At 32.4% G+C, this 12663-nt stretch carries 10 protein-coding genes; 8 read left to right on the top strand and 2 right to left on the bottom strand.

The window, feature by feature from the left end; genetic code table 11:
* The first annotated feature begins 72 nt into the window (after positions 1-72).
* The 5 genes from C7N44_RS07750 (at position 73) to C7N44_RS07730 (ending at position 5007) form a co-directional block, all read left to right on the top strand.
* Entirely contained in the window at positions 73-1446 is a 1374-nt protein-coding gene (locus C7N44_RS07750) for a UDP-N-acetylmuramoyl-tripeptide--D-alanyl-D-alanine ligase (RefSeq protein WP_105957345.1), read from the top strand.
* Positions 1447-1611: 165 nt separating this feature from the next.
* The gene (locus C7N44_RS07745) at positions 1612-3120 is read left to right on the top strand and encodes a DEAD/DEAH box helicase (protein WP_105957344.1); all 1509 of its coding nucleotides are present in this window, start codon (positions 1612-1614) and stop codon (positions 3118-3120) included.
* Between the two features lie 102 nt (positions 3121-3222).
* Positions 3223-4338 carry an alanine racemase gene (gene alr / locus C7N44_RS07740; RefSeq protein ID WP_105957343.1) on the top strand — a complete coding sequence of 372 codons (1116 nt, stop codon included), beginning with the start codon at positions 3223-3225 and terminating at the stop codon, positions 4336-4338.
* 36 nt (positions 4339-4374) lie between these two features.
* Positions 4375-4641 carry a hypothetical protein gene (locus tag C7N44_RS07735; protein ID WP_105957342.1) on the top strand — a complete coding sequence of 89 codons (267 nt, stop codon included), beginning with the start codon at positions 4375-4377 and terminating at the stop codon, positions 4639-4641.
* A 3-nt stretch (positions 4642-4644) separates the two neighbouring features.
* Positions 4645-5007 (top strand): type II toxin-antitoxin system PemK/MazF family toxin, encoded by a 363-nt coding sequence (locus C7N44_RS07730; protein ID WP_167387303.1) that lies wholly within the window; start codon positions 4645-4647, stop codon positions 5005-5007.
* Positions 5008-5054: 47 nt separating this feature from the next.
* Here C7N44_RS07730 and cbpA read toward each other — a convergent pair whose 3' ends face one another.
* Together cbpA and C7N44_RS07720 are read right to left on the bottom strand one after the other, a co-directional pair.
* On the bottom strand, positions 5055-5696 hold the full coding sequence (gene cbpA / locus C7N44_RS07725) for a cyclic di-AMP binding protein CbpA (protein ID WP_105957340.1): 642 nt from the start codon (positions 5694-5696) through the stop codon (positions 5055-5057).
* A gap of 132 nt (positions 5697-5828) precedes the next feature.
* On the bottom strand, positions 5829-6779 hold the full coding sequence (locus C7N44_RS07720) for an L-lactate dehydrogenase (RefSeq protein ID WP_105957339.1): 951 nt from the start codon (positions 6777-6779) through the stop codon (positions 5829-5831).
* A 206-nt stretch (positions 6780-6985) separates the two neighbouring features.
* On the opposite strand from C7N44_RS07720, the gene pth reads away from it, so the two are divergent.
* Genes pth through C7N44_RS07705 form a run of 3 tightly spaced genes read left to right on the top strand, consistent with a single transcriptional unit; the run spans position 6986 to position 12650 of the window.
* Complete coding sequence (gene pth, locus C7N44_RS07715; protein ID WP_105957338.1) at positions 6986-7543, top strand: aminoacyl-tRNA hydrolase; 558 nt, start codon at positions 6986-6988, stop codon at positions 7541-7543.
* Positions 7544-7567: 24 nt separating this feature from the next.
* Positions 7568-11095 carry a transcription-repair coupling factor gene (gene mfd, locus C7N44_RS07710; protein WP_191983107.1) on the top strand — a complete coding sequence of 1176 codons (3528 nt, stop codon included), beginning with the start codon at positions 7568-7570 and terminating at the stop codon, positions 11093-11095.
* Entirely contained in the window at positions 11085-12650 is a 1566-nt protein-coding gene (locus tag C7N44_RS07705; protein ID WP_105957337.1) for a putative polysaccharide biosynthesis protein, read from the top strand. The genes mfd and C7N44_RS07705 overlap by 11 nt, the downstream gene beginning before the upstream one ends.
* Positions 12651-12663: the final 13 nt, after the last annotated feature.

Here is a 12663-nt window from a genome sequence, read left to right as displayed (position 1 = left end):
AATTTTTTATTTCATGTTATACTATGATAATAATTATTTTTGTAAAAAGAAATGTATAGGAGATTAAAAGTTATGAAAATGTCGCTTGCAGAAATAGCAAGAGCAGTTTCCGCACAAAATGACATTAGTGATTATGAAGATGTTAATATTACTAATGTTTCTTTTGACAGTCGAAAATTGGAACCAGGGTCTTTATTTGTGCCATTGGTTAGTGAAAATGATGGACATGATTATATTAATGATGCAATAAAGCACGGAGCTAAGGCTGCGTTATGGCAATCAGATCACGATAATGTACCATCTGATTTTCCAATAATAAAAGTAGATAATACATTAAGTGCACTTCAATTTTTAAGTCAATATTATTTGGCAAAAATTAATCCTAGAGTAGTTGCCGTTACTGGTAGTAATGGCAAAACTACTACAAAAGATATGATTGCATCTATTTTATCTACCCAATTTAACGTTACTAAAACGCATGAAAATTTTAATAATGAAATTGGCGTCCCAATTACGATTCTGTCTATGGAGCCTAATACAGAAATGTTAGTAATTGAAATGGGAATGGACCGCCCTGGACAGTTAGATTTATTAAGCCATTTAGTAGAACCAGATATAGCAATTATTACAATGATTGGTGAAGCACATATTGAGTTCTTTGGAACTCGTGATAAAATAGCTGATGCTAAAATGGAAATTACTCATGGTTTAAAGGAAGACGGCGTCTTTATTTATAATGGAGATGAACCGTTGCTAAGACAAAGAGCCAAAGGATTACCATTTAGAATGCTTACCTTTGGTAAAAATGAAGATAATGATTTCTATTCAACTAATATTGATAGCGAAGAAGAACAAACCAGTTTCACTGCTAATAATTGGGATGCTAAATTTACAATTCCAATGATTGGTTCATACAATGTTAATAATGCTTTAGCAGCTTTATCAGTAGGAAATCTATACCGTATTCATGAAAATTATATGATCCAGGCCTTAAAGAACTTTTCAGCAACTGATAATCGAACTGAATGGATAGAGGGTAATAAGCACGAAATGATATTATCTGATGTTTATAATTCCAATCCAACAGCAGCTAAATTAGTTTTAAAAGCATTTTCTAATAGTGAGACAAGAGGAATTCGAATTGCAGTATTAGGTGATATGTTAGAACTTGGTGATAGATCAAGAGAAATGCATGAATCATTATCTGACTCGCTAGATCCATCAATCATTAAAAGTGTCTATTTAATAGGTGAAGAAATGAAATATCTAGCAGATAAATTGTCTAATAAATATGAACCACAATCGCTACATTATTTTAAAAAAGGTGATTTAGATCAGTTGTTTGATCAACTGAATTCTGAAATTTATGAAACTGATGAAGTATTATTAAAAGCTAGCCATGGAATCCATTTAGAAAAAGTATTAAATAAATTAACTGAAATTTAGGCTAATTTATTTGCTAATTGTGAATAAAAGGTTTAATATAGGCTAGTTACATTTTTTAGATTATCGGAATTTTTATAATCAAGTCACTAACGTAATGATGAGAACGGATTTTTCTCAAGTTAGTGATGGTATTATATAAAATGTTTCGTTTAGGAGGAAACATATTTGAAGTTTAGAGAGTTAGGTCTTTCAGAAGACTTATTAAAAGCAATTGAGGAAAAAGGTTTTAAGGAAGCCACCCCAATCCAAGCTGAAACAATTCCTTTAACATTAAAAGGTGAAGATGTTTTGGGTCAAGCTCAAACAGGTACTGGTAAAACAGCTGCCTTTGCTTTACCAATTATTGAACATATTGATTTAGATAATCCCAATGTTCAAGCTTTAGTTATTTCGCCAACTCGTGAATTAGCTATTCAAACTCAAAACGAAATAAGTCGTTTTGGTAAAAATAAGGGTGTAAAAACTACTGCTGTATACGGTGGTTCAGATATTAGAAGACAAATTAAAGATTTGAAGCATCGTCCACAAGTTGTGGTTGGTACTCCAGGTCGTTTATTAGATCATATTAATCGTCGTACATTAAAGTTAACTAATGTTAAAACATTAGTTCTAGACGAAGCTGATGACATGTTAGACATGGGATTCTTAGAAGATATTGAAAATATTATTAAGCAAGTTCCTGAAGAAAGACAAACATTATTATTCTCAGCTACAATGCCACCATCTATCAAACGTGTTGGGGTTCAATTCATGAAAGACCCTAAGCAAATTAAAATTAAAGCTAAAGAATTAACTACTGATTTAATTGATCAATATTATATTCGTGTAAAGCAATTTGAAAAATTTGATGTGATGACCAGATTCTTTGATATTCAAGCACCTAAAGTGACAATTGTATTTTGTCGTACTAAGCGTCGTGTTGATGAAGTATCAAAGGGGCTACTATTAAGGGGTTACCGTGCAGCTGGATTACATGGTGATTTAACTCAAAATCGTCGTTCACAAATTATGCGTGAATTTAAAAATGATAAAATTGATGTTTTAGTTGCTACTGATGTTGCGGCTCGTGGAATTGATGTTTCAGGGGTTACTCATGTTTATAATTATGATATCCCTCAAGACTCAGAAAGCTATGTTCATAGAATTGGGCGTACAGGTCGTGCTGGTAATCATGGTGTTTCAATGACTTTTGTCGAACCTAATGAAACTAGTTATTTGAGAGATATTGAAAAGCTAACTAAGGTTAGAATGTTACCATTAAAGCCACCTTCAGCTGATGAGGCCTTGAAGGGACAATTAAAAGCAGCAACTAAACAAATTGATTCATTAATTAAAAAGACTAAAGTTGAAAAATTTGCTGATACTGCTGATCAATTATTAGAAGAATATGATGCAAAAGATTTAGTTTCTGTCTTATTAAGCAAAATGACTAGAAATCAAGTTAAAGTTCATATTTCATCTGAAAGACCACTACCAAGTCGTAATAAGCATCACCGTGGTGGTGGATTCCATCGTGGCGGTCGTCGTGGTAACTTTAGAAGAAATAATAATCACCGTAATGGTGGCGGATTTAATCATGGTGGTAAGCGTCGTAATGGTGGCAATCATCGCAATGATAATTATTCTTCAAAACGTCGTCCAAATAAGTCTTTTACAATTAAAAACAAAGATTAATTTTAATAAAAAGTCATCGATTTATAATATAAGTCGATGGCTTTTTTGCTAGTATAGATATACAATTAGAGTATAACTAGTGTTAATTGGAGGATAAATATTATGGTGGTAGCTAAGCATCGTAATGCTGAATTAATTATTGATAGAAGTGCCATATATAAGAATATTAATGCTGAAAAACAACGTTTGCAAAATAACACTGCTTTATTTATGGTAGTTAAAGCTAATGGTTATGGACATGGGGCAATTCAAGTTGCTAAAACAGCGGTTAAAGCAGGTGCCGATGGATTTTGCGTTGCTATGTTAGATGAAGGAATTGAATTACGTAATGCTGGTTTTAATCAACCAATATTAGTTTTAGGTATTAGTCGAATTGAAGATGTTTCATTAATTGCTGAAAAGAATATTTCGGTAACCGTTTCTTCTTTAGATTGGTTAAAACGTGCTAACAGAATATTAAAAAATACTGATTTATTATTACATGTTCATTTGGGATTAGATACTGGAATGGGTAGAATTGGTTTTCAAAATGCCACGGATTTAAAAGAATCTATTGATTACTTAAATAAAAATGATAATTTTGACTTTGAGGGCATCTTTACTCATTTTGCTACAGCTGATGAAAATGATAAAAGTTATTTTAATTTACAAGTAAAAAGATTTAATGATTTTATGAAGGTTGTGAATCCTAGACCTAAGTATGTGCATGTATCAAATACTGCGACTAGCTTGTGGCATAGTCAATGTAATGGTAACATGGTAAGATATGGTATTGCGGGTTACGGATTAAATCCTTCGGGTGGAAATGTAGAACCACCATTTAAATTGTATCCAGCTCTATCTTTAACTAGTGAGATTGTTCATTGCAAATTGGTTAATCCTAATCGTTCTGTTGGTTATGGAGCTACCTATACAACAAAAAATCAACAATGGATTGGGACTGTTCCGATTGGTTATGCTGACGGTATTACTAGAAAAATGCAGGGATTTTCATTATTAGTAAATGGATATGAGTGTCCGATTATAGGACGCGTATGTATGGATCAATTAATGATTAAACTACCTGAGGAAGTAGCTGTTGGCACAAAGGTTACAATCGTTGGTAAAAATGGCAACAAAGAAATAACTTTACAGGATATTGCTGATTATTGTGATACAATTCATTACGAGGTGGCTTGTTTATTTACTAATCGTCTGAAACGAGTTTATATTAATTGATATAAATATAATTTAGAAAATAGGAGCAATTTATATATGGTATTGAATAATGGAACTTATTTTAACGTTAATAAATATTCATCAGCTCAATATGAGTTGAATGAATTCGCTAATGGTATTTCAGCCAAATTAGATAATAAAAATAGTGTTAAAGTGAGTCCAATGCTTGATGACTATTTATTAATTAATTCTATGATTAATGGATATACTGAGATGGGAAATCTTAATCAAGAAATATCTCGTGAATTTGCACCTTGTGAAGCAGATGCAGAAAGTAAATTAATTAGAATGAAGTTTAGATAGGGGATGTTAAGATTGTCAAACGTTGAAATTAAACGTGGCGATATTTTTTATGCTGACCTATCACCAGTAATTGGCTCAGAGCAAGGTGGGATGAGACCAGTATTGATTATTCAGAACAATATTGGTAATCACTACAGTCCTACTGTTATTGTTGCTGCGATTACTGCAAAAATTTCAAAGCCTAAGATGCCAACCCATGTGGGCATTAGTGCTGATAGGACAAAGATTGAAAAAAATTCTGTTGTTCTATTAGAACAAGTTAGGACCATCGATAAACAGCGTTTAAATGATCGAGTTGATCATTTAAGTGATAAATTTATGAAACGTATCGATAAAGCTTTGAAATTAAGTGTTGGGGTTCAGTGATTTTATACATAAAATAAAAAAGATGCGATATAATCGCATCTTTTTTATTATCTTTCATCATTTAAATTTTCAATTTCTGCAACTCTAAATGCTTTGCGATTAAGATTAGATGTAATTCGGTCTAATAGTTCTTTATCAACGTTAGCAGGTAATGTAAACATAATTCTATGTACAAGTTCACCTTCCTGAGCATCTAAACTTATAACGCTGGCAATGGATGTATATTTTGTTATTATTTTAGAGATTGCTTCTAGATCTCCACGGTTGCCGGGCGCTAACACAGTAATAACATAACTACCGATATTAACATTCCATGATTGTGACAACATATCCAGTAATCTAGTATGAGTTAAGATTCCATAAAACTTATTTTCTTTGCTTAAAACCGCAATGTATGGTAAATCTTTAATTGAGAAAAATACATGGAAAAATGCTGAGTCAACACTAATAAATTTTGTAGCATTTTTTAATAAAGTTGTAACCGGTAAATTCATATCGCCACCACGTGATTTATGGCGGTAAATATGCATTTTATAAATGTTTCCTCTAAAAATAGTACCAGTTTCATCTAAAATAGGCACACATCTAAAACCAGATTCTTCTAAAACATTCAATGCATCTTTTAAAGATACATTTTCTGTTACAGTGACTAGTCTACTCTTTGGTTTTACTAAAGATTTTAATAACATATATATCACTCCTTAAAATATTAGAAAACGTCTAATATTCTCATTTTAGCATAAATGATTAATAAATATTAATTATTTATAAAATAAAAAAGCCACGTTGAAAAAATCAACGTGGCTTTTTAATAGATTATATTACTTTAAAGATTCCATACCTTTTTCAGCAGTTTCCTTTAAAGTTTTAGCAGAAGAATCCATCTTAGCTTTTTCTTCATCACTTAGAGGAACTTCAATAACTTGTTTTACACCTGAAGCATTAACAACAGCAGGAGTACCAATGTAAATATCGTTTAAACCATATTCACCATTCATTGGAGCACCAATAGGCAATACTGAGTTTTCGTCACGTAGAATAGCACGTGAAATTCTCATTAATGCAGTAGCAACACCATAGAATGTGGCACCTTTCTTGTTGATGATAGTGTAAGCTTTATTTCTAGTTTCATCTTCAAGTTTTAGTAAGTCATCTTTGCTTACTCCAGCATCTTTAGCTACATCTAATAATGGACGTGAACCAACAGTTGCTTCATCGATAGCAGCAAATTCTGAATCACCGTGTTCACCCATGATGTATGCATTAACATCAGCAGGGTTAACACCGATTTTCTTAGCAACAGCTACTTGGAAACGAGTTGTGTCTAGTGAAGTACCAGAACCTACAACCTTTTCCTTTGACCAACCTGAAAGTTTTTGAACACCGTATGTTAAAACATCAACTGGGTTAGCAGCAACTACAAAAATACCATCAAAACCAGATTTAACAACTTCTGGTACGATTGAAGATAAAATCTTTAAGTTCTTGCCAACTAAGTCAAGACGAGTTTCACCTGGTTTTTGTGGTGCACCAGCAGTGATAACAACTAAGTCAGCATCTGCACAGTCACTGTAATCACCAGCGTAAATGTTCTTAGGAGCAGTAAATACTTGAGCATCTTCTAGATCAAGTGCGTCTCCTTCAATACGATCTTTAATAATATCAACGATGACGAATTCTTCACCGATTCCTTGTTGCATCATAGCAAATGCGTATGATGAACCTACGGCACCGTCACCAACTAAAACGACTTTTTGATGTTTCAAAGCCACAATAATCATCCCTTCAAAAACATATTTAAAGTTACATGAAAATTATATCATTAAAATTTGATTTCGTAAGGATATACCCTCAAAAAATCTTATTTTCTTAATATTTAATATACATTATAATCTTATATTGAATTGTTGAATTCCAGAAAACATCGTTAATTATGATATAATCTAGGATAATTAGTTAAAATAAGGAGCGTTTAAATATGAAGATGATTGTTGGATTAGGAAACATTGGTCCACAATATGATGGAACTAGACATAATACAGGTTTTTCAGTAGTTGATAAGTTTGCTGAAAAGTACAATATTGTTTTATCAACTAGAAAGATGGAAGCTAAATTTGGCGCAGGATTAATTGATGGCGAAAAGGTTATGCTAGTTGAACCTTTAACTTTTATGAATGAATCAGGTCGAGCAGTAGGACCATTAATGAAATACTTTAAACTACCATTAGAAGATTTAGTGGTTGTTTATGATGATATGGATTTACCAGTGGGCAAAATTAGATTAAGAAATCATGGTTCAGCTGGTGGCCATAATGGAATTAAAAGTCTAGTCGCACATTTGCAAACGGATAAATTCAATCGTGTGAGAGTTGGAACTGGTCACCCAACACGAGAAAGTGTTGTTGATTACGTATTAGGTAAATTCACGGCAGAACAAAAGCCTGATTTTGAAAAAGCAGCTGATAATTCAGTTTCAGCGTTAGAAGATTTTGTTGCTGGAAAAGAATTCAGTCGTTTAGAAAATAAATATAATTAAAATTCAAAGAGGGGGAAAACTAAATTGGAAATCAAACAATTTTTCTCTCAATTACCACAATATTCTTCGATAATTGAAGATTTAAAACCTAATCATCGTCAGTTAATAACTGGACTTTCAGGATCTGCAAAATTAATGTTGATTGCAACTTTGATGCAAGACACACAGAAAACATTTTTGCTTGTGACCGATTCACTATCTCGAGTTTCCGATATTGTTGAAGATTTACAAAACATTTTGCCATCGAAGGACGTTTTAGAATTTCCGGTGGAAGAAGTTTTGGCAGCTGAAATTGCAACGAGCTCACCAGAATTTAAAGCATCTCGAGTTTTAGCACTAGATGCTTTACAAAGTGGAAAACCCAAGATAGTTGTTACTTCTGTATCTGGTGTAAAACGATATTTACCTAATGTGAATAGTTTTAATCAATCAAAATTAACTATTGAAACTGGGATGGATGTTGATTTAGAAAAATTAAGATCTATGCTTTATCAAATGGGATATAATCCTGAAAAAATGGTTGCAGCTCCTGGTGAATTTTCCATCAGGGGTTCAATTGTTGACATTTATCCATTAAATTCAGAATTTCCAATTAGAATTGATTTTTTTGACACTGAGGTTGATTCATTAAGATATTTTGATATTTCTAATCAACGCAGTATCGAAAATACGCAAAAAGTTTCGGTTTTGCCAGCTAACGATATGATAGTTAGTGCAGATGAAAGAAAAAAGGCTTCTGATAAAGTTAGTGAAGTTTTAGAGCAAAGATTACTTTCCATTAAAAATGATGATGATAAACGAAAATTATCTAATGCTGTCCAACCAATTGTTGATGATATGAAAAAGGGGATTGTTGATAGTAATTGGCTTTTATATGCTAAGGACTTATTTGATCGACCTAGCTCAATCTTGGATTATGTTCCAGATGATGGAGCTATATTATTTGACGATTATAGCCGCTTGTTAGATTCAGATCGGCAATTAATGACGGATGAAAGTAATTGGGCCGAAGATAAATTAGAACATGCTGAATTATTGTCTTCCAATAAAATTACTCTAGATTTTAAAGAGCAATTTCATAAAATTAAACAAGCTGAAATATTATTTTCATTATTTCAAAAAGGATTAGGTAATATTAAGCTAACTCAATTGCAAGATATTAAAGTTCGTCCAATGCAAAAATTCTTTGGTCAAATGCCTTTATTAAAAACTGAGATTGATAAATGGTCTAAACAAGGTGAGACAGTAATTATTTTGGTTAAAGATAAAAATCGAATGCAAAAGGTTACGCAAACTTTAAATGATTTTGAAATTGAAGTTATCCAAAACTCTAGGGACAATATTTTACCGAATAAGGTTCAAATCATTCCTGAACGATTGAAAAATGGTTTTGAGATACCAATTAACCAATTAGTCATTATTACTGAATCAGAAATGTTTGCCAAAGTGCATAAGAAGCGTCCACGTCGACAAACCTTTTCAAATGCACAAAGGATTAAAAGTTATACTGATTTAAAACCTGGTGACTACGTTGTTCATGCTAATCATGGGATTGGTAAATATGAAGGCATGAAGACAATGGAAGTTGATGGTAAGCATCAAGATTACATTACGATTACTTATCGTGATAATGCACAGTTATTTATTCCGGTTACGCAATTAAACCTAATTCAGAAATATGTTTCATCAGAAGATCGTCATCCACGTGTTAACAAGTTAGGTGGCAGTGAGTGGCAAAAGACTAAGCGTAAAGTTCAAGGTAAAATTGAAGATATTGCTGATGATTTAATTGATCTTTATGCTAAACGATCATCACAAAAAGGTTTTGCATTTCCTAAAGATGATGAATATCAAGATAAATTTGAGGATGCATTTCCGTATGAACCAACTCCTGATCAAGTGCGTAGTTCCGAAGAAATTAAAACTGATATGGAACAGCCACATCCAATGGATCGCCTATTAGTTGGGGATGTTGGCTATGGTAAGACTGAAGTTGCTTTACATGCTGCTTTTAAAGCAGTTGAAGCGGGTAAACAAGTGGCTTTTTTAGTACCAACCACAGTTTTAGCACATCAGCACTATGAAACAATCCTTAATCGATTTGAAGGGTTTCCAGTTAACATTTCAGTATTATCAAGATTTAGAACTAGAAAACAATTAAATGCTGCTAAAGATGGTTTGTTAGATGGTAGCGTTGACATCGTTGTAGGAACCCATCGTTTATTATCAAATGACATTCAATTTAAAGATTTAGGATTGCTATTAGTGGATGAAGAACAACGCTTTGGGGTAAAACATAAAGAAAAGATTAAGAAATTAAAATCAAACGTCGATGTTCTAACTTTGACTGCTACGCCAATCCCAAGAACTTTAAATATGTCTATGATGGGGGTTCGTGATTTATCAGTGATTGAGACACCGCCGGCTAATCGTTATCCGATTCAGACCTATGTGATGGAAGAAAATGCAGGAGCCATTCGTGAAGGAATTAATCGTGAAATTAGTCGTGGTGGGCAAGTTTTTTATATGCATAATCGAGTTTCTGATATTGAAGAAACAGTTAATCATTTACAGGCGTTAGTTCCAGATGCCAGAATTGGTTATATTCATGGTCAAATGACCGAAAATCAATTGGAATCAGTATTATATGATTTTGTTAATGGTGATTATGATGTGTTAGTAACAACCACCATTATTGAGACTGGCGTTGATATACCGAATGCCAATACGCTCTTTGTGGAAAATGCTGATCATATGGGACTGTCCCAGTTATACCAAATTCGTGGACGTATTGGTCGTTCTAATCGTGTTGCTTATGCTTATTTTATGTATAAACCAAATAAAGTATTAACTGAAGTTTCTGAAAATAGATTAGAAGCAATTCGTGATTTTACGGAATTAGGTTCAGGATTTAAAATTGCCATGCGCGATTTATCATTGCGTGGTGCTGGCAATTTGTTAGGAAAACAACAATCGGGATTTGTTGATTCAGTTGGATATGATATGTATACTGAAATGCTTTCAGATGCAGTAGCTAGAAAACGTGGGCGTAAAACAGATGCTAAAGTTGAAACGCATATGGACCTAGACATTGAGGCTTACTTACCAGATGAATATATTCAAGATGCACAACAAAAGATTGAATTATACAAACGAATTAGGCAAATGAGTAATGATGATCAATATCGTGAATTACAATCGGATATGATTGACCGCTTTGGTGATTATCCCAAAGCAGTAGCTAATTTATTAGCAATTAGTAGAATCAAAATGTATGCAAGTACTGCTCTAGTACAAAGTATTACTAGAGGTACTAAACAAATTGTGATTACATTATCCAAAATTGGAACGGAATTTTATGATAGTAAACAAATCTTAAAATCAATTGCGGCAACTGAATTTCGTTCAATGATTGGTACTGCTGATGGTAAGATGCAAATTGCTTTAACAGTGCAACCAACTATGAATGATGATAAGTGGATGAATGAATTGATGAAATTTGTTTTAGAATTAGATAAAGAACATACAGGAAATTTAAATAATGAAAAATAGTGAAAAAAAACTCTCAGCTCTTATGAAAGGGGCAATGTTATTATCAGTTGCCTCATTGATTAGTAAAATACTCAGTGCTTTTTATCGAGTACCATTTCAAAACTTGGTTGGTAATGTTGGCTTTTATATTTATCAACAAGTTTATCCTATCTATGGAATTGGCATGACGCTTGCATTAACAGGATTACCCATTTTTATATCACGAGTGATTGCCGAGCAAGATAGTGAAATGAATAAAAAAGCTTTATTAAGACAGATTTTAATTACGTTATCTTGCTTTGGCTTAGTTATATTTATTGGATTACAAATGGGTGCATTTAAGGTTGCTCAACTAATGGGTGATCCTAATTTGGTAGGGATAATTAGGGCAATCAGTTGGATGTTTTTATTTATGCCATTTTTAGCTAGCTTTCGTGGATACTTTCAAGCAATCCTTTTTATGAAGCCGACTGCTTATTCACAAGTGATAGAACAATTGATGCGGGTATCAGTAATATTGATAGCTGCATATATTGGATTTATAAACCACCTAAGTCCTTATACGGTGGGAAAGTATGCAATGCTAGCAGTGCCAATTGCTGAAGCATTTTCACTGGCAGTCTTGTTAATATATTATCGTAAAAATATTGGTAAACTACCGAAAATAAAACAGCTTGCTTACCCTAATTTAACTAAGCAACTTTTTTTAGAGGGTGGAACACTTTGTTTACTAGCTTCTATTATGGTTCTATTGCAACTTGTTGATTCCTTTACGGTTAGGAAAGGATTGGTACTATCTGGATTGTCATTATTCGATTCGCAAGTATCAAAAGGGATTTATGATCGGGGACAAACACTGGTTCAGTTAGGATTAGTGTTTGCAACCTCATTTTCAACTGCAATTTTGCCTTCATTGAGTCAGTCCTATAAGAAAAAAGAATATAATAGCTTTAATAGTATTGCTAATGAGATGATGCGTGTTAGTATTTTCTTGACAGTAGCAATTACCACCGGGATGATTAGCTTGATGCCAATGATTAACCAATTATTATTCAATAGTCAAACAGAAAATCATACTCTTAGTATTTACTGTCTCAGTATTTTAATAACAACGATTATTACAATTTACAGCAGCATTTTACAAAGTGTTGATCAATTCAAAGTAGCTGCATTTTCCATAATGGCTGGTTTATTATTAAAATTGATAATAACTGAATATTTGACTGCCCAGATTGGAATTATGGGTGCTAGTATTTCAACAATTGTTAGTCTTCTTTTTGTACTAAGTTTAGAATTGTATTTCTCTAAACTTAAGTTAAAGATCAATGATAAAGTATCCTTTACTATTAAAATTGTCTTAAATGCTATGATTATGCTATTTATTGAAATCTTATTATCAAATATTGTGGTTGAATATATTCCAATCAATAGTCTTAGAATAAAGGCATTGATTTTACTATTAATTTTGATACCAATTGGAATATTCTCATTTATTTTTATTGCTAAGAAAATTAATATTTTAAGTGATGAAGAATGGAAATCAGTTCCTATAATCAATAAATTTATAAATAAATAAGGAGATTATTTTT

Source organism: Apilactobacillus quenuiae (assembly GCF_002994005.1).
Classification (GTDB): domain Bacteria; phylum Bacillota; class Bacilli; order Lactobacillales; family Lactobacillaceae; genus Apilactobacillus; species Apilactobacillus quenuiae.
This window is presented reverse-complemented; position numbering and strand designations above follow the sequence as displayed.